18 protein-coding genes are annotated in these 20,900 nt (G+C 57.5%); 5 read left to right on the top strand and 13 right to left on the bottom strand.

The window, feature by feature from the left end:
- Positions 1-95: 95 nt before the first annotated feature.
- The 9 genes from AC1Q8Q_RS09595 to rpmH form a co-directional block, all read right to left on the bottom strand.
- A complete protein-coding gene (locus AC1Q8Q_RS09595) occupies positions 96-968 on the bottom strand; it encodes a ParB/RepB/Spo0J family partition protein (protein ID WP_008064607.1) in 873 nt (290 codons plus the stop codon).
- 9 nt (positions 969-977) lie between these two features.
- The gene (locus tag AC1Q8Q_RS09590) at positions 978-1,775 is read right to left on the bottom strand and encodes a ParA family protein (RefSeq protein WP_008064610.1); all 798 of its coding nucleotides are present in this window, start codon (positions 1,773-1,775) and stop codon (positions 978-980) included.
- 18 nt (positions 1,776-1,793) lie between these two features.
- Positions 1,794-2,438, bottom strand: coding sequence for a 16S rRNA (guanine(527)-N(7))-methyltransferase RsmG (rsmG, locus tag AC1Q8Q_RS09585; RefSeq protein WP_008064612.1), 645 nt, complete (start codon positions 2,436-2,438; stop codon positions 1,794-1,796).
- On the bottom strand, positions 2,435-4,333 hold the full coding sequence (gene mnmG / locus AC1Q8Q_RS09580; protein ID WP_168757024.1) for a tRNA uridine-5-carboxymethylaminomethyl(34) synthesis enzyme MnmG: 1,899 nt from the start codon (positions 4,331-4,333) through the stop codon (positions 2,435-2,437). Before mnmG ends, rsmG begins: the two co-directional genes overlap by 4 nt.
- Positions 4,334-4,884: 551 nt before the next feature.
- Positions 4,885-6,255, bottom strand: coding sequence for a tRNA uridine-5-carboxymethylaminomethyl(34) synthesis GTPase MnmE (gene mnmE / locus AC1Q8Q_RS09575; protein WP_020797989.1), 1,371 nt, complete (start codon positions 6,253-6,255; stop codon positions 4,885-4,887).
- 79 nt (positions 6,256-6,334) lie between these two features.
- Positions 6,335-8,014: a membrane protein insertase YidC gene (gene yidC / locus AC1Q8Q_RS09570; protein WP_492614994.1), complete on the bottom strand. Its 1,680-nt coding sequence runs from the start codon at positions 8,012-8,014 to the stop codon at positions 6,335-6,337.
- A gap of 2 nt (positions 8,015-8,016) precedes the next feature.
- A complete protein-coding gene (gene yidD / locus AC1Q8Q_RS09565) occupies positions 8,017-8,262 on the bottom strand; it encodes a membrane protein insertion efficiency factor YidD (RefSeq protein WP_080725322.1) in 246 nt (81 codons plus the stop codon).
- Positions 8,255-8,656, bottom strand: a complete 402-nt coding sequence (gene rnpA, locus AC1Q8Q_RS09560; RefSeq protein WP_197677877.1) for a ribonuclease P protein component — start codon at positions 8,654-8,656, stop codon at positions 8,255-8,257. The genes yidD and rnpA overlap by 8 nt, the downstream gene beginning before the upstream one ends.
- A gap of 16 nt (positions 8,657-8,672) precedes the next feature.
- The gene (rpmH, locus tag AC1Q8Q_RS09555; protein ID WP_003213577.1) at positions 8,673-8,807 is read right to left on the bottom strand and encodes a 50S ribosomal protein L34; all 135 of its coding nucleotides are present in this window, start codon (positions 8,805-8,807) and stop codon (positions 8,673-8,675) included.
- A gap of 567 nt (positions 8,808-9,374) precedes the next feature.
- Here rpmH and dnaA point away from each other — a divergent pair.
- The 4 genes from dnaA to gyrB are packed head-to-tail and all read left to right on the top strand — an operon-like array spanning position 9,375 to position 15,581.
- Entirely contained in the window at positions 9,375-10,892 is a 1,518-nt protein-coding gene (gene dnaA, locus AC1Q8Q_RS09550) for a chromosomal replication initiator protein DnaA (RefSeq protein ID WP_033041071.1), read from the top strand.
- 38 nt (positions 10,893-10,930) lie between these two features.
- Positions 10,931-12,034: a DNA polymerase III subunit beta gene (dnaN, locus tag AC1Q8Q_RS09545; RefSeq protein WP_020797992.1), complete on the top strand. Its 1,104-nt coding sequence runs from the start codon at positions 10,931-10,933 to the stop codon at positions 12,032-12,034.
- Positions 12,035-12,054: 20 nt separating this feature from the next.
- Positions 12,055-13,158 (top strand): DNA replication/repair protein RecF, encoded by a 1,104-nt coding sequence (recF, locus tag AC1Q8Q_RS09540; RefSeq protein WP_008064628.1) that lies wholly within the window; start codon positions 12,055-12,057, stop codon positions 13,156-13,158.
- 5 nt (positions 13,159-13,163) lie between these two features.
- On the top strand, positions 13,164-15,581 hold the full coding sequence (gene gyrB / locus AC1Q8Q_RS09535) for a DNA topoisomerase (ATP-hydrolyzing) subunit B (protein ID WP_033041074.1): 2,418 nt from the start codon (positions 13,164-13,166) through the stop codon (positions 15,579-15,581).
- Between the two features lie 264 nt (positions 15,582-15,845).
- Here gyrB and AC1Q8Q_RS09530 read toward each other — a convergent pair whose 3' ends face one another.
- From AC1Q8Q_RS09530 to glyQ, 4 genes are all read right to left on the bottom strand, one after another.
- Complete coding sequence (locus AC1Q8Q_RS09530; protein WP_020797994.1) at positions 15,846-16,625, bottom strand: lysophospholipid acyltransferase family protein; 780 nt, start codon at positions 16,623-16,625, stop codon at positions 15,846-15,848.
- 66 nt (positions 16,626-16,691) lie between these two features.
- Complete coding sequence (gmhB, locus tag AC1Q8Q_RS09525; protein WP_033045461.1) at positions 16,692-17,225, bottom strand: D-glycero-beta-D-manno-heptose 1,7-bisphosphate 7-phosphatase; 534 nt, start codon at positions 17,223-17,225, stop codon at positions 16,692-16,694.
- A 6-nt stretch (positions 17,226-17,231) separates the two neighbouring features.
- Positions 17,232-19,286: a glycine--tRNA ligase subunit beta gene (gene glyS, locus AC1Q8Q_RS09520; RefSeq protein ID WP_020797996.1), complete on the bottom strand. Its 2,055-nt coding sequence runs from the start codon at positions 19,284-19,286 to the stop codon at positions 17,232-17,234.
- Positions 19,283-20,236, bottom strand: a complete 954-nt coding sequence (glyQ, locus tag AC1Q8Q_RS09515) for a glycine--tRNA ligase subunit alpha (protein WP_003213601.1) — start codon at positions 20,234-20,236, stop codon at positions 19,283-19,285. The genes glyS and glyQ overlap by 4 nt, the downstream gene beginning before the upstream one ends.
- Before the next feature lie 81 nt (positions 20,237-20,317).
- On the opposite strand from glyQ, the gene tag reads away from it, so the two are divergent.
- Positions 20,318-20,875, top strand: a complete 558-nt coding sequence (gene tag, locus AC1Q8Q_RS09510) for a DNA-3-methyladenine glycosylase I (protein ID WP_033045429.1) — start codon at positions 20,318-20,320, stop codon at positions 20,873-20,875.
- The last annotated feature ends 25 nt before the right edge of the window (positions 20,876-20,900 follow it).

Genomic DNA, 20,900 nt, shown 5'->3' with positions numbered 1-20,900 from the left:
GTGCCGACAAAATGCGCGCAGAGTATAGGGGCGGTTCTGCCCCTATTCAACTGTCAGGTAGTGATTTCCGACTGCGCGCTACATAAGGAATTGTTTCAGCGAATGTGTGCGAGCACACCCTGAAGTTCATCCAAAGAGTTGTAGCCGATAACCAGTTGTCCTTTACCCTTCTTCCCGTGGCGGATCTGCACCGCAGAGCCTAGGCGCTCGGCCAGGCGCTGTTCCAGGCGAGCAATATCCGGGTCCGGTTTCGAGGGTTCCACGGGCTCCGGTTTGCCACTCAACCACTGGCGAACCAGTGCTTCAGTCTGGCGCACGGTCAGTCCGCGTGCGACAACATGTCGCGCCCCTTCAACCTGCTGATTATCCGGCAAACCGAGCAATGCACGCGCATGACCCATTTCCAGGTCACCGTGGGACAGCATGGTCTTGATGACTTCCGGCAGCGAAATCAAGCGTAGCAGGTTGGCCACGGTTACCCGGGACTTGCCCACGGCTTCGGCGACTTGTTGCTGGGTCAGCTGGAATTCGGTCTGCAGGCGCTGCAAGGCCACCGCTTCTTCGATCGGATTGAGATCTTCGCGCTGGATGTTCTCGATCAGCGCAATGGCGATCGCGGTTTCATCCGGTACATCACGCACCATCGCCGGGATGGTTTCCTGGCCAGCTTGCTGGCTGGCACGCCAGCGGCGTTCCCCGGCAATGATTTCGTAGCGACCACTACCGATCGGCCGCACAACGATCGGCTGCATCACGCCTTGTGCCTTGATCGATTGCGCCAGCTCTTCGAGCGCCTGGGGATCCATATCGCGACGCGGCTGGTACTTGCCGCGCTGCAGCAGATCCAGCGGCAGGTGCTGCAGCTCTCGCTGATCGGCCTGCACCGCCTGTTCTTCCAGCGCGCTGACACTCGGACCACTCAGCAGTGCATCCAGTCCACGTCCGAGACCTCGTTTCTTGACGGCCATGGGGATTCCTTAAGTTGCCTGAGCAGCGGCGATGCGTGAGTTTTTGCGTTGGCGACGGACCATTTCGCCCGCCAGGGCCAAATAGGCCACGGCACCGCGCGATGATTTGTCGTACGCCAGGGCCGGCATGCCGTAGCTCGGCGCTTCCGCCAGGCGAATGTTGCGCGGAATGACCGTGTCGTACAGCTGATCGCCGAAGTGTTCCTTGAGCTGGGCCGATACATCGTTCATCAGGCTCAGGCGCGGGTCGTACATCGTACGCAACAGGCCTTCAACCTTGAGGTTCGGATTGAGCAGCTCGGCGATGCGCTTGATGTTATCCACAAGGTCGCTCAAGCCTTCAAGTGCGAAATACTCACACTGCATGGGGATAATCACCCCGTCGGCGGCTACCAGTGCGTTCAAGGTCAGCATCGAGAGTGACGGCGGGCAGTCGATCAAAATGTAATCGTAGTTTTCGCGGATCGGCGCCAACGCACTGCGCAGGCGGCTCTCCTTCATCTGCATTTCCAGCAGAACCACTTCGGCCGCGGTCAGGTCCCGGTTGGCCGGCAACAGCTGGTAACCGCCGTGCTCGGAGAAATGCATGGCCTGGGCCAGGTCGCATTCCCCGATCAACAGGTCATAGACCGAGTTTTCCAGGCCGTGTTTATCCACACCGCTACCCATGGTGGCGTTGCCCTGTGGATCGAGATCGATCAGCAATACCCGACGCTTGGTTGCGACCAGGGATGCTGCGAGGTTGATACAGGTGGTGGTCTTGCCCACACCACCCTTTTGGTTCGCTATCGCGAATACCTTAGCCATTCTTGCTTGTGTTCCCAATCATGCCGTGCGGCGCAGTATCAGCAGATGGCGTTGGCCTTGGCAACCAGGAACGGCCAGGGCGTGTTCGCTATCGAGGTGGAAGTCTGTCGGCAATGCTACCAGCTCATCGGCGGGATGAACGCCCTTCATTGCCAGCCAGCGTGTATCGGTGTCACCGAGGTGGCGCGTCCAGTTGCTGAAGTTTTCCATGCTGCTGAAGGCCCGGGAGATGATCCCGTTGAAGGGTTGTGCAGGCTGGAACGCTTCGACGCGACTGTGGATAACTTGCAGGTTATCCAGTTTCAGCTCGAGTTTGACCTGGGTCAGGAAGCGGGTTTTCTTGCCGTTGCTGTCCAGGCAGGTCACTTGTGACTCGGGAAAGAGGATGGCCAGGGGAATGCCCGGCATACCGCCACCGCTTCCAACGTCGAGCCAGCGACCGTTTTCGACGAACGACATCACGCTCAGACTATCGAGCAAATGACGGGACACCATTTCGTCAGGATCGCGGACCGCGGTGAGGTTGTAGGCCTTGTTCCATTTTATCAACAGGGCCAGATAACCCAGCAGCTGTGCATGCTGGGTTTCGGTCAGGGCGACACCGAGCTGACGAGCGCCTGTGGATAACTCTTCTGCGTGTTGCGGGGTGACCAACGAACTCAAGCGCTTTGCTCCAACTGACGGCCCGCGCCGCGTTTTTTCAGATGAATCATCAACAGGGAAATGGCTGCTGGTGTCACGCCCGGGATGCGTGACGCCTGACCCAATGTCTCTGGACGGGTCGCGCCGAGCTTGCTCTGGATCTCTTTGGACAGACCGGAAATGTTCGTGTAATCGATATCCACAGGCAGTTTGGTGTCTTCGCTGGCCCGCAAACGCGCGATTTCATCCTGCTGGCGGTCGATGTAACCCGCGTACTTGGTCTTGATTTCGACCTGCTCGGCAACCTGTGGATCTTCTGCGCCCTCACCGGTCACGGCGATCAGACCAGCGTAGTCGATTTCCGGACGGCTCAGCAGATTGAGCAAGTTGTATTCATGGGTCAGTGGCGTACCGAATTTTTCGGCAATCGCATCGCCCTGTTCGGTGCCCGGCCGTACCCAGGTGCTTTTCAGACGCTGCTCTTCCAGCTCGATGCTTTCGCGTTTTTTGCAGAACGCCGCCCAACGCGCGTCATCGACAAGACCCAATTCGCGGCCTTTTTCGGTCAAGCGCAGGTCAGCGTTGTCTTCACGCAGGATCAGGCGATATTCGGCACGGGAGGTAAACATCCGGTACGGCTCCTGGGTCCCGAGCGTAATCAGGTCGTCGACCAATACGCCGATGTAGGCTTCGTCCCGACGCGGGCACCAGGCATCTTTTCCTTGGGCACGCAGTGCGGCGTTGGTCCCGGCCAGCAAACCCTGGGCGCCGGCTTCTTCGTAACCGGTGGTGCCATTGATTTGCCCGGCAAAAAACAGACCACCGATGACTTTGGTTTCCAGGCTGTACTTCAGGTCACGCGGGTCGAAATAGTCGTATTCGATCGCGTAGCCCGGACGCACGATGTGTGCGTTTTCCATGCCGCGGATCGATTGCACGATCTGCAATTGCACATCGAACGGCAAGGAAGTGGAAATTCCGTTTGGGTACAGCTCGTTTGTCGTCAAGCCTTCCGGTTCGATGAAGACCTGATGGCTCTGCTTGTCAGCAAACCGATGGATCTTGTCTTCGATCGACGGGCAATAACGCGGGCCGATACCTTCGATCTCACCAGCAGCGGAATACATCGGCGAACGGTCGAGGTTCGCGGCAATGATTTCGTGAGTGCGTGCATTGGTGTGGGTAATCCAGCAACTGACCTGTCGCGGATGCTGCTCTTTGGACCCCATGAACGACATCACCGGAATCGGCGTATCGCCTGCTTGCTCGGTCATCACGGAAAAATCCACGGACCGTGCGTCGATACGCGGCGGTGTTCCGGTTTTCAGGCGACCAACACGCAGTGGCAATTCTCGAAGACGCTGAGCTAGCGCAATCGATGGCGGATCACCAGCGCGACCGCCGGAGAAATTCTGCAAACCGATGTGGATAAGTCCGCCAAGGAAGGTACCTGTGGTCAAGACGACCGAATCGGCGAGGAAACGCAGGCCCATTTGGGTGACAACACCACGGACTTGTTCTTGCTCGACGATCAAGTCATCAGCTGCCTGTTGAAATATCCACAGGTTCGGCTGGTTTTCCAGGATTTCGCGTACGGCCGCCTTGTACAGAACCCGATCCGCCTGAGCGCGGGTTGCACGTACGGCTGGGCCTTTGCGGCTATTCAACACGCGAAACTGGATGCCGCCCTTATCGGTAGCAATGGCCATCGCACCGCCGAGGGCGTCGATTTCCTTGACCAGATGGCTTTTGCCTATCCCGCCAATGGCCGGGTTGCAACTCATGGCACCGAGGGTTTCCACGTTATGCGTCAGCAATAGGGTCTTGACCCCCATACGTGCTGAGGCCAGTGCTGCCTCGGTACCGGCATGACCGCCGCCGATGACGATCACTTCAAAACGGGAAGGGAAATCCACCACGCACCTCGTGCCTGCTTAAGTAGGTAATTCAGGAATAGTTTGAGCTCAGGTTTTCGGACCTGGTCGACAAGTATAGGGACTTCGCCCTTCCTAAAGAACCCTTTGCACAAAATTTAACCAGCTGTGGAAAAGTGGCGGTTATAGAAATTAAAAAGAGAGAAATTTATTAAATCTTTGTTTTTATGTTTATTTCTACTGACCGACCTTTCTGTGGATAGATTTCTACAGCCCAATAAATACGTTGTGTACAGAGTTTCAAAACCCTGTGGTCATGTGCCAATGAGGCCCTTGGATAACCGGTTAAAGCCTGTGGATGAATGTGGCGCTTATCCACAGGGGCGGTTATCTTCAGTTTTGAGGCCCTGTTATCAACTGCCCTTAGCCGCGGTTATTAACAGGGCTTAATCCACAGAAAAGCGTCGATCGAAGGAAATTCGGGCAAGGAAAAACCGCTCAAGCAGAAAAATCTGCTCGGCACTGGAGGGGATGGTTTTGAAAATGGAGGGGGCAGACAGGCCAGGACGGCCTGCCTGTAGATAACAGAAAGACTATTTACCGATGCAGAAGCTGGAAAAAATTCGTCCCAACAGGTCATCGGAGCTGAATGCACCGGTGATTTCTCCCAGCGACTGCTGAGCCTGGCGCAAATCCTCGGCAAGTAATTCGCCGGCACCCGCCAGGGTCAATTGCGCGCGGCCGTGCTCAAGGGATGCACTGGCATGACGCAATGCTTCCAGGTGGCGCCTGCGAGCACTGAAACTGCTTTCCGAGGTCTGTTCGTAGCCCATGCAAGCCTTCAGGTGGTCGCGCAGCAACTCCAGGCCAACACCTGCAGACTTGGCGCTGAGGCTAATGGTGACGTGTCCGTCATCGCTGACTTCCAGGGCCATGGCCTCGCCTGTAAGGTCGGCTTTGTTGCGGATCAACGTTACTTTCGCCGGATCGGGGCGGGTTTCAAGGAACTCAGGCCATAGTGCGAAAGGATCGAGCGCTTCCGGCGCGGTTGCATCGACAACGAGCAGCACCCGATCGGCCTCGCCGATGGCTTTCAATGCCCGCTCCACCCCAATTTTTTCCACATGGTCATCGGTATCGCGCAACCCGGCAGTATCCACCACGTGCAGCGGCATGCCATCGATGTGGATATGTTCGCGAAGGACGTCCCGCGTGGTGCCGGCGATCTCGGTGACGATGGCCGCTTCACGGCCGGCCAGCGCATTGAGCAGGCTGGACTTACCCGCATTCGGACGACCGGCGATGACCACGGTCATGCCGTCGCGCAGCAAGGCGCCCTGTCCGGCCTCCCGCATCACGGTGGATAACTCATCGCGCACTTTGTCGAGCATGCCCAGTACGTGGCCGTCGGCCAGGAAGTCGATTTCCTCTTCCGGAAAATCGATCGCCGCTTCGACATAAATACGCAACCCGATGAGTTGTTCCGTGAGGTTATGCACACGAGCCGAAAAGGCGCCTTGCAGGGAGCGCAATGCGTTGCGAGCCGCCTGTGCAGAACTGGCTTCGATCAGGTCGGCGATGGCTTCGGCCTGGGCCAAGTCGAGCTTATCGTTCAGGAACGCACGTTCGCTGAATTCTCCCGGTCGGGCCAGACGACAGCCGAGTTCAAGACAGCGTTGAAGCAGCATATCCAGGACAACCGGGCCTCCGTGCCCCTGTAACTCCAATACATCTTCGCCAGTGAAAGAGTTCGGTCCTGGAAAATACAACGCGATGCCCTGATCGAGCACTTCGTCGTTTTCACCAAGAAACGGTCCATAGTGAGCGAATCGCGGTTTGAGTACACGACCGCTAAAGGCCACGGCCGCAACGCTGGCCAACGGCCCGGAAATACGAACGATGCCTACACCACCCCGACCTTGAGCGGTGGCGACGGCGGCAATGGTTTCACGAGGAGCGCTCATAAACCGGTATCCAGACAAAAGTGACAGATAGCAAAACGCCCCACTAGGGGGCGTTTTGAGTGGTTACCCACAGTGTAAGTCAGGCAGTCGCTTTGGCAGCTGCTTCGATCTTACGAGTGATGTACCACTGTTGGGCGATCGACAGGCAGTTGTTCACTACCCAGTACAGTACCAGACCGGCCGGGAACCACAGGAAGAAGAAGGTGAAGATGATTGGCATCAGCTTCATCACCTTGGCCTGCATCGGATCCGGTGGAGTCGGGTTCAACTGCTGCTGGATGAACATGGTTGCACCCATGATGATCGGCAGAATGAAGAACGGATCCTTGATCGACAGGTCGGTAATCCACAGCATGAACGGCGCCTGGCGCATTTCAACGCTTTCCAGCAGAACCCAGTACAGCGAAAGGAATACCGGCATCTGCACGAGGATTGGCAAGCAACCACCCAGCGGATTGATCTTCTCTTTCTTGTACAGCTCCATCATGGCTTGCGACATTTTCTGCCGGTCATCGCCATGTTGCTCTTTCAGTGCAGCCAGTTTCGGTGCTACTGCACGCATGCGCGCCATGGATTTGTAGCTGGCAGCCGACAGAGGGAAGAAGATCCCCTTGATCAGCATGGTCAGGAAGATGATCGACCAGCCCCAGTTACCCACAATCGCGTGGATGTGTTGCAGCAGCCAGAAGATCGGTTGCGCGATAAACCACAGGATGCCGTAGTCGACGGTCAGTTCCAGGCCTGGGGACAACTCTTTCAGGACAGCCTGGCTTTTCGGACCGGCGTACAGCACAGCGCTGGTTTCAGCCTTGGCACCCGGAGCAACGGTCAACGAAGGACCGGTGTAACCGATGATGTAGTTGCCTTTGCTGTCTTTACGGGTCTGGACGACGTTGTTTTCGCCCTTCGCCGGAATCCACGCGGTCACGAAGTAGTGTTGCAACCAGGCAACCCAACCACCGGTGACGGTTTCTTTCAGCTGAGCCTTATCCATGTCGCTCATCGACACTTTTTTGTACGGCTCGTTACTTGTCCACAGGGCAGCGCCCAGATAAGTCGCGGTGCCAGTGGCGGTGCTGGAAGATGGATCGGAGCTGGCGTCACGCTTCAATTGCGCAAACATTGCACCGGACCAGGGCTGTGCGCTCTGGTTGTCGATCAGGTAGGAAACGGTTACGTCATACAGGCCGCGTTTCAGGGTGAAACGCTTGATGTAGTTGACGCCGTCCTTGCTGAACTTCAGGTCCACGACCAGTTGGTCCTGGCCATCAGCCAGTTGATAAACCTTCTTCTCCGCCGAGTAAACCGGACGACCGGCAGGACTTGCATCCGGGCCGTTGCTGCCAATCAGGCCACTTTGCGCCAGATAAGTCCGCTCGTTGCCGTTGTCGAACAACTGGAATGGAATTTCCGGATGGTCCTGGCGACGTGGATACAGCGGCAATCTCAGTTGGGCGACATCACCACCTTGTGGATCGATGGCCAGATCGAGCACATCCGTTTTGATCTGGATGAGGTCGGTGCTTGCAGCAACCGGAGTTTCGGCAGGTGCGCTGGTATCGTTTGCGGCGTGTGGAATGTCGTCACTGACGGACGCTTTATTGCCAGTGCCCGTATCCGGGAGGCCCGGTGCGGTCGTACTGGAAGCAACATTCTGAGTCGGCAAGGCAGCTTGGCCATAGTCCTGGTTCCATTTAAGAACCATAACGTAGGACACGATTGCCAGGGCGACGATCAGGATCGTGCGTTTGATATCCATGATTACTCGGCCATCGAAGAAGAACGGGAGGTAGGGATAGATGGAACCGGGTCATAACCACCGGGATTCCACGGATGACAGCGACCTAAACGACGAAAGGTCAGCCAGCCACCGCGCAGAAGGCCATGATTTTCAATGGCTTCTAACGCGTAGCAGGAACAACTGGGGTAGAAACGACAGTGACTGGCCATTAGGGGACTAATGGCGTAGCGATAAAACTGGATCGGAACGAGTGCCAGTTTACGCATCTGGACTGTCTACCCCTACAGTTTCGGTTTTGACTGCTGGTACCGGCGTGCTGCGTGCCAGACGCTTCCAGAGTTTGCCGAAATGCTGAATCAATTCGGGGTTTTCTACGTCACCCAAACCTTTGCGCGCGACGATAACGATGTCCCAGCCGACCAGCAAATCCTGGTTCAGGCGAAACGATTCGCGCATCAGACGTTTGAGGCGATTGCGCTCGACGGAGAGCTTTACGCTCTTTTTCCCGATAACCAGCCCGAGACGGGGGTGATCAAGATCGTTGTTGCGCGCAAGGAGCAGGAGATTTTTCCCCGGTACCTTGCCGGTAGGGGAGTCAAAGACTGCCTTGAAATGCCGGGGAGTAAGCAGACGCTTTTCCCGACTGAAGTCCTGACTCACCTCCAGTGCCGGCTTATCAAACTGCCAGACGCGCACGACCTTTGGCGCGACGACGCGACAGAACGGCACGGCCGTTCTTGGTAGCCATGCGAGCACGGAAACCGTGGGTACGAGCGCGTTTGATAGTGCTTGGTTGGAAAGTACGTTTCATTGTCGTGTTACCTGGTTCGTCCACAACGGGCCGGAATGGCCCCCGTTTTAAGAGACCGGGGATTCTAGAGAAAGCAAGCCTCTAGGTCAATTTCCAACCAACGTTTCCTTATAAATAGATCTCCAGAGGTTTTCTCCGACCCTGATCCTTCGACAAACATAAAAATAAAGAAGGAAAGTATTTAAAGCTTTTCTGTAAAGCTTATAAAGGCTAGGGCGACCCTCATCTGTGGATAACTGCCTTAAGCCCTTGTCTTACACGCTGTACAGAGAATGACAACTACAGTGGAAAACCGTGTTCAGCCTGTGCTGCACTGTCGGAAAACCTGTGTGTGAAAGGCAGCCTTATCCACAGGCAGGTTATCCACCGAGTTTCGCCCCCACTTGTGCAATGAGCTTAGAGGGGGTTATCCACAGACCTTATGCACAGACCATTGGTCGTCTTTTTACCGTATGGAACCTTGATTCTTCTCGGTGCACGACTCACCTACGTGTGGATAAGTCGGCGTCTGGCCGTTACAATGGCCGCTTGTTTTTGCCTCACCGGCTTTCAACTTAGGGGATCTCCGTGTCAGTGGAACTTTGGCAGCAGTGCGTGGAGCTTTTGCGCGATGAGCTGCCTGCCCAACAATTCAACACTTGGATCCGTCCACTACAGGTCGAAGCCGAAGGCGACGAGTTGCGTGTCTATGCACCCAACCGTTTCGTCCTGGACTGGGTCAACGAGAAATACCTGAGTCGCGTCCTGGAATTGCTCGACGAGCACGGCAACGGTATGGCGCCTGCGCTTTCCTTATTAATAGGCAGCAAACGCAGTTCCGCTCCGCGCGCTGCGCCGAATGCGCCACTGGCCGCAGCGGCGGCCTCCCAGGTTCAGGCTGCTGCCGCGCCTGCAGCTGTGCCACCTCCTGCACCATCGAACAAGCGTTCGACGCCCAAGCCCGCTGAAGTCAGCGAGCAAGAACCTTCGCGTGACAGCTTCGACCCCATGGCCGGCGCCAGTTCGCAACAGGCTCCGGTTCGCGCCGAGCAACGTACCGTCCAGGTTGAAGGCGCGCTCAAGCACACCAGCTACCTGAACCGCACCTTTACCTTCGAGAACTTTGTTGAGGGTAAGTCCAACCAACTGGCCCGGGCCGCAGCCTGGCAAGTGGCGGACAACCCCAAGCACGGTTACAACCCGTTGTTCCTTTATGGCGGTGTAGGCTTGGGTAAAACCCACTTGATGCACGCTGTGGGTAACCACCTATTAAAGAAGAATCCGAACGCCAAGGTCGTGTACCTGCATTCCGAGCGCTTCGTGGCCGACATGGTCAAGGCTCTGCAGTTGAACGCGATCAATGAATTCAAGCGCTTCTACCGTTCGGTGGATGCATTGCTCATCGATGACATTCAATTCTTCGCCCGCAAGGAACGTTCCCAGGAAGAGTTTTTCCACACCTTCAACGCTCTGCTTGAAGGTGGCCAGCAGGTCATTCTTACCAGTGACCGCTACCCGAAAGAAATTGAAGGCCTTGAAGAGCGCCTGAAGTCTCGCTTCGGCTGGGGCCTCACGGTGGCTGTAGAGCCGCCGGAACTGGAAACCCGTGTCGCGATCCTGATGAAGAAAGCCGACCAGGCCAAAGTCGATCTGCCCCACGATGCAGCGTTCTTCATTGCCCAACGCATTCGCTCCAACGTCCGTGAACTGGAAGGTGCGCTCAAACGCGTGATCGCCCATTCGCACTTCATGGGTCGCGATATCACCATTGAGCTGATCCGCGAGTCCCTGAAGGATTTGTTGGCGCTGCAAGACAAACTGGTCTCTGTGGATAACATTCAGCGCACCGTCGCCGAGTACTACAAGATCAAGATCTCGGATTTGCTGTCCAAACGTCGTTCACGTTCGGTAGCCCGCCCACGTCAGGTCGCCATGGCGTTGTCCAAGGAACTGACCAACCACAGCTTGCCGGAAATCGGTGATGTGTTTGGTGGGCGTGACCACACGACTGTTTTGCACGCCTGCCGCAAGATCAACGAACTTAAGGAATCCGACGCGGACATCCGCGAGGACTACAAGAACCTGCTGCGTACACTGACCACTTGATGAACACCAGCGCAGCTTTTAAGGCAAGGGACTAGACCATGCATTTCACCATTCAACGCGAAGCCCTGTTGAAACCCCTGCAACTGGTCGCAGGCGTCGTCGAGCGCCGACAGACCTTGCCGGTGCTCTCCAACGTGCTGCTGGTTGTCGAAGGCCAGCAATTGTCGCTGACCGGTACCGACCTTGAAGTCGAGCTGGTTGGTCGAGTGCAGCTCGAAGAGCCTGCTGAAACAGGTTCCATCACCGTGCCTGCACGTAAACTGATGGATATCTGCAAAAGCCTGCCGAACGACGCGCTGATCGACATCAAGGTCGATGAACAGAAGCTGGTAGTGAAGGCCGGTCGAAGCCGCTTCACCCTCTCGACCTTGCCAGCCAACGATTTCCCTACCGTGGAAGAAGGTCCGGGTTCGCTGACGTGCAGCCTGGAACAATCCAAACTGCGTCGCCTGATCGAACGCACCAGCTTCGCCATGGCCCAGCAGGACGTACGGTACTACCTCAACGGCATGCTGCTGGAAGTCTCGGCAGGCGTTATTCGCGCCGTGGCCACCGATGGTCACCGCTTGGCGATGTGTTCGATGCAGGCTGATATCGGCCAGCCGGACCGCCATCAGGTGATTGTGCCGCGCAAGGGTATCCTTGAACTGGCACGTTTGCTGACCGAGCCGGACGGTATCGTCAGCATCGTCCTGGGTCAGCACCACATTCGCGCAACTACCGGTGAGTTCACCTTCACCTCGAAATTGGTTGACGGCAAATTCCCGGACTACGAGCGTGTTCTGCCAAAAGGCGGGGACAAGCTGGTGTTGGGTGATCGTCAGGCGCTGCGCGAGGCATTCAGCCGCACGGCGATCCTGTCCAACGAGAAATACCGCGGCATCCGCCTGCAACTGGCCCCTGGTCAGCTGAAGATCCAGGCGAACAACCCGGAGCAGGAGGAAGCGGAAGAAGAAGTTGGCGTAGAGTACAACGGCGGCTCCCTGGAAATCGGCTTTAACGTTAGCTACTTGCTCGACGTATTGGGCGTGATGACCACCGAGCAGGTTCGCCTGATCCTGTCCGACTCTAACAGCAGTGCGCTGGTACAAGAGTCCGACAACGACGACTCGGCCTACGTCGTCATGCCGATGCGCCTGTAATCATGTTCAGCAGAAGCTAGATGTCCTTAAGTCGCGTCTCGGTCACCGCGGTGCGCAATCTGCATCCGGTGACCTTCTCCCCCTCCCCCCGAATCAATATTCTTTACGGCGCCAACGGCAGCGGCAAAACCAGTGTCCTGGAAGCCATTCATCTGCTGGGGCTCGCGCGTTCGTTTCGCAGCACCCGCCTGTTACCTGTCATTCAATACGAACAATTGGCGTGCACGGTATTCGGCCAGGTCGAACTCGCCGAAGGCGGACACAGCGCCTTGGGCATTTCGCGGGACCGCCAGGGGGAGTTCCAGATCCGGATCGACGGGCAGAACGCGCGTAGCGCGGCGCAACTGGCCGAGATCCTGCCGCTGCAATTGATCAACCCGGACAGCTTCCGCTTGCTGGAGGGGGCGCCGAAGATTCGCCGACAGTTCCTCGACTGGGGCGTGTTCCACGTGGAACCTCGGTTCATGTCTACCTGGCAACGCCTGCAGAAGGCCCTGCGCCAGAGAAACTCTTGGCTGCGGCATGGTACACTTGACGCCGTTTCGCAAGCGGTTTGGGACAGGGAGCTGTGCCAGGCCAGCGCTGAAATAGATGAATACCGCCGCGCCTATATCAAAGCCTTGAAACCGGTGTTTGAACAGACCTTGAGCGAACTGGTTGAGCTTGAGGGCCTAACGCTCAGCTATTACCGGGGCTGGGACAAAGACCGTGAACTGAGCGCTGTGCTCGCCGGATCCCTTCAGCGGGATCAGCAGATGGGGCATACCCAGGCAGGACCGCAACGAGCTGATTTGCGCCTCAGATTGGGCGCTCACAATGCCGCGGACATCCTGTCCCGAGGACAGCAAAAGTTGGTGGTCTGCGCATTGCGGATTGCCCAAGGTCACCTGGTCAGCCAGGCCCGACGCGGTCAGTGTATTTATCTGGTGGATGACTTGCCGTCCGAACTGGACGAGCAGCATCGCCGTGCGCTTTGCCGCTTGCTGGAAGACTTACGCTGCCAGGTGTTTATCACCTGTGTAGACCACGAATTATTGAGGGAAGGCTGGCAGACGGAAACGCCAGTCGCCCTGTTCCACGTGGAACAGGGCCGTATCACCCAGACCCACGACCATCGGGAGTGAAGGCATTGAGCGAAGAAAATACGTACGACTCAACGAGCATTAAAGTGCTGAAAGGCCTGGATGCCGTACGCAAACGTCCCGGTATGTACATTGGTGACACCGACGATGGCAGCGGTCTGCACCACATGGTGTTCGAGGTGGTCGATAACTCGATCGACGAAGCGCTCGCCGGCCACTGCGACGACATCAGCATCATCATTCACCCGGATGAATCCATCACCGTCAAAGACAACGGTCGTGGCATCCCGGTAGACGTGCACAAGGAAGAAGGCGTTTCGGCAGCCGAGGTCATCATGACCGTGCTGCACGCCGGCGGTAAGTTCGATGACAACTCCTACAAGGTATCCGGCGGCCTGCACGGTGTAGGCGTGTCGGTAGTGAACGCACTGTCTGAAGAGCTCGTCCTCACCGTTCGCCGTAGCGGCAAGATCTGGGAACAGACCTACGTCCATGGTGTTCCGCAGGAACCGATGAAGATCGTTGGCGACAGCGAAACCACCGGCACCCAGATCCACTTCAAGGCTTCCAGCGAAACCTTCAAGAACATCCACTTCAGCTGGGACATCCTGGCCAAGCGGATTCGTGAACTGTCCTTCCTCAACTCCGGTGTCGGCATCGTCCTCAAGGATGAGCGCAGCGGTAAGGAAGAACTGTTCAAGTACGAAGGCGGCTTGCGCGCGTTCGTTGAATACCTGAACACCAACAAGACCCCGGTCAACCAGGTGTTCCATTTCAACATCCAGCGCGAAGACGGCATCGGCGTAGAAATCGCCCTGCAGTGGAACGACAGCTTCAACGAGAACCTGTTGTGCTTCACCAACAACATTCCGCAGCGCGATGGCGGTACTCACCTGGTGGGTTTCCGTTCCGCCCTGACGCGTAACCTCAATACGTATATTGAAGCCGAAGGCCTGGCGAAGAAGCACAAGGTCGCGACCACCGGTGACGATGCCCGTGAAGGCCTGACTGCGATCATTTCGGTAAAAGTGCCGGATCCGAAGTTCAGCTCCCAGACCAAGGACAAGCTGGTTTCTTCCGAAGTGAAGACCGCGGTCGAACAGGAAATGGGCAAGTACTTCTCCGACTTCCTGCTGGAAAACCCGAACGAAGCCAAGCTGGTTGTCGGCAAGATGATCGACGCGGCACGTGCTCGTGAAGCGGCGCGCAAGGCCCGTGAGATGACCCGCCGCAAAGGCGCGCTGGACATCGCCGGCCTGCCAGGCAAACTGGCTGACTGCCAGGAAAAGGACCCTGCCCTCTCCGAACTGTACCTCGTGGAAGGTGACTCTGCTGGCGGCTCCGCCAAGCAGGGACGCAACCGCAAGACCCAGGCGATCCTCCCGCTCAAGGGTAAGATCCTGAACGTTGAGAAGGCACGTTTCGACAAGATGATCTCGTCTCAGGAAGTGGGCACCTTGATCACCGCGCTCGGCTGCGGCATCGGTCGCGAAGAGTACAACATCGACAAGTTGCGTTATCACAACATCATCATCATGACCGATGCTGACGTCGACGGTTCGCACATTCGTACCCTGCTGCTGACGTTCTTCTTCCGTCAGCTCCCAGAGTTGATCGAGCGCGGCTACATCTATATTGCCCAGCCACCGCTGTACAAGGTCAAGAAGGGCAAGCAAGAGCAATACATCAAAGACGACGACGCCATGGAAGAGTACATGACGCAGTCGGCCCTGGAAGATGCGAGCCTGCACCTGAATGAAGAGGCACCGGGTATCTCCGGCGAAGCCCTTGAGCGCCTGGTGAATGACTTCCGCCTGGTGATGAAGACCCTCAAGCGTCTGTCGCGCCTGTACCCACAGGAACTGACCGAGCACTTCATCTACCTGCCGGCCGTGAGCCTGGAGCAACTGTCCGATCACGCAGCGATGCAGGATTGGCTGGCCCAGTATGAAGTGCGTCTGCGCACCGTCGAGAAGTCTGGCCTGGTCTACAAGGCCAGCCTGCGTGAAGACCGTGAGCGTAATGTCTGGCTGCCAGAGGTCGAGCTGATCTCCCACGGCCTGTCGAACTACGTCACGTTCAACCGCGACTTCTTCGGTAGCAACGACTACAAGACCGTCGTATCACTGGGCGCTCAGTTGAGCACTCTGCTCGACGATGGAGCGTACATCCAGCGTGGCGAGCGTAAGAAAGCGGTCACCGAGTTCAAGGAAGCCCTGGAATGGTTGATGGCTGAAAGCACCAAGCGCCACACCATTCAGCGATACAAAGGACTGGGTGAAATGAACCCGGACCAGCTGTGGGAAACCACCATGGACCCAAGCGTTCGCCGGATGCTGAAAGTAACCATCGAGGACGCCATTGGCGCGGACCAGATCTTCAACACCCTGATGGGTGATGCGGTCGAGCCTCGCCGTGACTTCATCGAAAGCAACGCCCTGGCGGTTTCCAACCTGGATTTCTGATCCCGGTTCAATCGCCAAACGAAAAACGCCAACGTCGCGCGTTGGCCTTTTTTGTGGAAAAAAGTAAATCCTCTGCAAGTGTGAAACACCCACATTACAGGCATAAAAAAACCGGCTATATCAGCCGGTTTTTTTGCGCCCAAAAAAAACTTATGCACGTTTTTTGGTTTTTTTACGGTTTAAGAAATATCTATATAAATCATCAAGTTAGAATCAAAAAACAGCACTTTTCTCACAAACGGTACACAGGTTATCCACAGAACCTCAGACAGCCACCTGATCGTTGGCAGCAGGTGCTTGTGGAGTCGGTGGCAGAGAGCCCATTTCCCGCTGCATCTGCTCGTTCCAGGCCTGAACCCGATCGTTCAAATCGGCGATGGCGCGTGGTCCGCTTCCTTCGGCATACATCGGCGCGCCGATGATCACGGTGATGACACCCTGCTTCTTCGCCCAACCGTTTTTTGGCCAGAACTTGCCAGCGTTGTGTGCAATCGGCAGCACCGGTAGCTCGGCATTAACGGCCAACGCCGTACCGCCTCGCGAGAATTTGCCGATGGTGCCGTAGGGAACGCGCGTGCCTTCGGGGAAAATCAGCACCCAGACGTTATCCTTGAGCAATTCATCGCCTTTCTTGGCGACGTGCTTGAGTGCCGCTTTCGGGTTGTCCCGGTCGATGGCGATCGGGCGCAGCATGGCCATGGCCCAGCCGAAGAAAGGCACGTAGAGCAGTTCGCGCTTGAGGACCTGGCTCAAGGGCTCGAAATAGGCCGAGAGGAAGAACGTCTCCCAGGTGCTCTGGTGGTTCGACTGAATCACGCAGGGCTGTGCCGGAACGTTTTCGGCACCCTTCACTTCATAGCGAATGCCCAGGAACACCTTGCTCAGCCACAAGGCGCATCGGCACCAATACACGTTGATGAACCGATAGCGCGCCTTGAACGGCAGAAAGGGCGCGATAAAAAAACTCAGGCTGCACCACAGCAGGGAACTGGTGCCCAGCAGCAGGTAAAAGAGAAATGTTCTGATGGCCTGCAGTATCGACATGGCGACGTTTACCGTTACGGGCACTGCCCGACTGTTCAAGCGCACTCCCGATCTGTCGAAAGCGCTCTAATTGTGGATAAGTTCTGCGGCAATCGCCGCCAGATCGTCGAAAATCAAAGTGCCTGCCGGTAGGGTCTTGCCCAAAGTCTTTTCGCCTTTCCCGGTCTTAACTAAAACTGGCTGAGAATCGACGGCTTTGGCGGCTTCCAGGTCACCGAGACTATCGCCGACAAACCATAGATCAGTCAGCGATACGTTGTAATGTGCGGCGATGCTTTTCAACATCCCGGGTTTGGGTTTGCGGCAATCGCAGCCGTCGTCCGGCCCGTGCGGGCAGTAGACGATCAGGCCGACTTCACCACCCTGCTCGGCCACCAGTGAGCGCAAGCGCTCGTGCATGGCGTCGAGGGTGGCGAGATCGTAATAGCCGCGAGCGATGCCCGACTGGTTGGTGGCAACCGCCACCGTCCAGCCAGCCTTGCTCAACTGCGCGATGGCTTCGATCGAACCGGGGAGTGGAATCCACTCCTCCACCGACTTGATGTAAGCGTCGGAGTCGTAATTGATCACCCCGTCCCGATCGAGAATCAGCAGTTTCAAACAGTCTTACCCCAGCAACGAAATATCGGCGACGCCGAGGAACAAGCCACGCAAGCGCGCCAGCAGTGCATAACGGTTGGCGCGCACATTGGCGTCTTCCGCATTGACCATCACCGCTTCGAAGAACGCATCCACCGGCTCGCGCAATGCAGCCAGGCGAGCCAGCGATTCACTGTACTGACGTGCCGCGGCCATAGGCTGGACAGCCTGGTCAGCCTGCTGGATCGCCGAGTACAGGGAGAACTCGTTGGCATTGTCGAAGTACTTGGCTTCCACCACGGTCGGCACCGAGCCTTCGACCTTGCTCAGCAAGTTCGATACGCGCTTGTTCACCGCCGCCAGGGCCGCCGCTTCCGGCAACTTGCGGAAAGCCTGCACCGCTTGCACGCGCTGGTCGAAGTCCAGGGCCGAGCCCGGGTTCAAGGCACGAACCGACAGGTAGGTGGCCACATCGACGCCTTCATCCTCATAACGAGCACGCAGACGGTCGAAGATGAATTCCAGTACGGCATCGTTGAGGCCGGCAGCCTTGACCTTGGAACCGAACGCATTCACGGCGAAAGCCACGGCGTCGTTCAGGTCCAGATCCAGTTGTTTCTCGATCAGGATACGCAGCACGCCCAGTGCGGCACGGCGCAGGGCATAGGGGTCTTTGCTACCGGTCGGCAGCATGCCGATCCCGAAAATCCCCACGAGGGTGTCGAGCTTGTCGGCGATGGCCACGGCCGCACCGGTCAGGGTGGCAGGCAATTCGGCACCGGCACCGCGCGGCATGTATTGCTCGTTCAGTGCCAGGGCGACATCTTCCGGCTCGCCGTCATTGAGGGCGTAGTAGTAGCCGGCGACACCTTGCATCTCCGGGAACTCGCCGACCATTTCGGTGGCCAGGTCGCATTTCGACAGCAAGCCTGCACGAGCGGCCCACGAAGCGTTGCCGCCGATGCGCGCAGCGATGTAGGCGGCGAGCTTGGAAACGCGCTCGGCCTTGTCGTAGACGCTGCCGAGTTTTTCCTGGAACACCACGTTCTGCAGACGCTGGTTGAATTCTTCGAGCTTCTGCTTCTTGTCTTGCTTGAAGAAGAACTCGGCGTCAGTCAGGCGTGGGCGAACCACTTTTTCGTTACCGGCGATGATCTGCTGCGGGTCTTTGCTTTCGATGTTGGCCACGGTAATGAAACGTGGCAGCAACTTGCCTTCAGCATCCAGCAGGCAGAAGTACTTCTGGTTATCCTGCATGGTGGTGATCAGCGCTTCTTGCGGCACGTCGAGGAAACGCTCCTCGAACGAGCACACCAGCGGCACCGGCCACTCGACCAGCGCGGTCACTTCATCGAGCAAGGCTGGTGGAACGATTGCCGTGCCTTCCTGGCGGGTGGCCAGCTCTTCGGTGCGCTTGCTGATGATGTCGCGACGCTCGTTGGCGTCGGCCAGCACGTAAGCGGCACGCAGGTCGGCCAGGTAGCTGGACGGCGAACCGATGCGCACGCTTTCTGGATGGTGGAAGCGGTGACCACGGGAATCGCGGCCAGACTTCTGGGCAAGGATGGTGCAATCGATGACCTGGTCCCCGAGCAGCATCACCAGCCATTGGGTCGGACGCACGAATTCTTCCTTGCGCGCACCCCAACGCATGCGTTTAGGGATTGGCAGGTCGTTCAGCGAATCTTCGACGATGGTTGGCAGCAGGCTCGCGGTCGGCTTGCCGGCAATGCTCTGGCTGTAACGCAGTTTCGGACCGCTCTGATCGATTTCGCTCAGGTCGACCCCACATTTCTTGGCAAAGCCCAGTGCCGCTTGAGTCGGGTTGCCTTCGGCATCGAACGCGGCCTGGCGTGGCGGGCCATCGAGGTTGATGCTGCGATCCGGCTGCTGGGTGGCCAGCGAGGTGATCAGCACCGCCAGACGGCGTGGCGCGGCGTATACGGTTTTGGTCTCGTAGTTCAGGCCGGCAGCTTGCAGGCCCTTGTCGATACCGGCAAGGAATGCCTCGGCCAGGGTGTTCAGGGCCTTGGGTGGCAGTTCTTCAGTGCCCAATTCAACCAGAAAATCCAGAGCACTCATTGTGCAGCCTCCAGCTTGGCCAGTACTTCGTCACGCAGGTCCGGGGTCGCCATCGGGAAGCCCAGCTTGGCGCGAGCCAGCAGGTAGGCTTGCGCAACGGAACGCGCCAGGGTGCGAACACGCAGGATGTATTGCTGACGCGCAGTCACGGAAATCGCCCGGCGCGCATCCAGCAGGTTGAAGGTGTGGGACGCCTTCAACACCATTTCGTAGCTTGGCAACGGCAGCGGCTGGTCGAGTTCGATCAGGCGCTTGGCTTCGCTTTCGTAGAAATCGAACAATTCGAACAGCTTCTCGACGTTGGCGTGTTCAAAGTTGTAGGTCGACTGCTCCACTTCGTTCTGGTGGAACACGTCGCCGTAGGTCACTTTGCCGAACGGACCGTCAGCCCAGACCAGGTCGTAGACCGAATCCACGCCTTGCAGGTACATGGCCAGGCGCTCGAGGCCGTAAGTGATCTCGCCGGTTACCGGGTAGCATTCGATGCCGCCCGCTTGCTGGAAGTAGGTGAACTGGGTCACTTCCATGCCATTGAGCCAGACTTCCCAGCCCAGACCCCAGGCGCCGAGGGTCGGCGATTCCCAGTTGTCTTCGACAAACCGAATGTCATGCACCAATGGGTCCAGGCCCACGTGCTTGAGGGAGCCCAGATACAGTTCCTGGAAGTTGTCCGGGTTCGGCTTGAGCACCACCTGGAACTGGTAGTAGTGCTGCAGACGGTTCGGGTTTTCGCCGTAGCGGCCGTCAGTCGGGCGACGACTTGGCTGTACATAAGCGGCGTTCCAGGTTTCCGGGCCAATGGCGCGCAGGAATGTAGCGGTGTGGAAAGTGCCGGCGCCTACTTCCATATCGTAGGGCTGAAGTACCACACAACCTTGCTCGGCCCAGTATTGCTGGAGGGCGAGGATCAAGTCTTGGAAGGTACGCACGGCTGGCGTAGGCTGGCTCACGAAATTCACCTGTTTCTTGGGCTGCGATTTAAAGAGCGGGAGTATACCCGATTCGTTGCTGCGCACGCCCCCTGGAGCCCTATGCCACGCTGCTTTTGGTGTACCGAAGATCCGCTGTACATGGCTTATCACGATCAGGAGTGGGGCACGCCGCTACGCGATGCGCAGGCATTGTTCGAGTTGCTTTTGCTCGAAGGGTTCCAGGCCGGCCTTTCCTGGATCACTGTGCTGCGCAAGCGCGAGCATTATCGCCGGGTGATGTACGGCTTCGACGTCCAGCGCGTGGCGCAGATGAGCGACGCGGAAATCGATGAACTGATGCTCGACCCGGGGATCATCCGCAATCGCCTCAAGCTCAACGCGGCCCGACGCAATGCCCAGGCCTGGATGGCACTGGAGGATCCGGTGGCGTTTCTCTGGTCCTTTGTCGGCGGTGTGCCGAAGATCAATCATTTCAAGGATCGCAGCGAAGTGCCGGCGATCACACCCGAGGCAGTGGAGATGAGCAAAGGCTTGAAAAAGGCCGGGTTCACCTTCGTTGGCCCGACCATTTGCTACGCACTGATGCAGGCATCGGGCATGGTCATGGACCACACCCGCGATTGCGATCGCTACGCGATGCTGGTCAACGGCGGTTAGAATGGCCGCCTCGCGCACAGCACAA

The sequence above is a fragment of the Pseudomonas sp. GW823-FHT06B06 genome (genome assembly GCF_058795195.1).
This window is presented reverse-complemented; position numbering and strand designations above follow the sequence as displayed.

What these genes read in the sequence shown, in the direction of transcription:
- AC1Q8Q_RS09595 (WP_008064607.1), bottom strand. Translation starts at nt 968, where the DNA reads ATGGCCGTCAAGAAACGAGGTCTCGGACGTGGACTGGATGCACTGCTG.
- AC1Q8Q_RS09590 (WP_008064610.1), bottom strand. Translation starts at nt 1,775, where the DNA reads ATGGCTAAGGTATTCGCGATAGCGAACCAAAAGGGTGGTGTGGGCAAG.
- mnmE (WP_020797989.1), bottom strand. Translation starts at nt 6,255, where the DNA reads ATGAGCGCTCCTCGTGAAACCATTGCCGCCGTCGCCACCGCTCAAGGT.
- yidC (WP_492614994.1), bottom strand. Translation starts at nt 8,014, where the DNA reads ATGGATATCAAACGCACGATCCTGATCGTCGCCCTGGCAATCGTGTCC.
- yidD (WP_080725322.1), bottom strand. Translation starts at nt 8,262, where the DNA reads ATGCGTAAACTGGCACTCGTTCCGATCCAGTTTTATCGCTACGCCATT.
- rpmH (WP_003213577.1), bottom strand. Translation starts at nt 8,807, where the DNA reads ATGAAACGTACTTTCCAACCAAGCACTATCAAACGCGCTCGTACCCAC.
- dnaN (WP_020797992.1), top strand. Translation starts at nt 10,931, where the DNA reads ATGCATTTCACCATTCAACGCGAAGCCCTGTTGAAACCCCTGCAACTG.
- recF (WP_008064628.1), top strand. Translation starts at nt 12,055, where the DNA reads ATGTCCTTAAGTCGCGTCTCGGTCACCGCGGTGCGCAATCTGCATCCG.
- AC1Q8Q_RS09530 (WP_020797994.1), bottom strand. Translation starts at nt 16,625, where the DNA reads ATGTCGATACTGCAGGCCATCAGAACATTTCTCTTTTACCTGCTGCTG.
- glyS (WP_020797996.1), bottom strand. Translation starts at nt 19,286, where the DNA reads ATGAGTGCTCTGGATTTTCTGGTTGAATTGGGCACTGAAGAACTGCCA.
- tag (WP_033045429.1), top strand. Translation starts at nt 20,318, where the DNA reads ATGCCACGCTGCTTTTGGTGTACCGAAGATCCGCTGTACATGGCTTAT.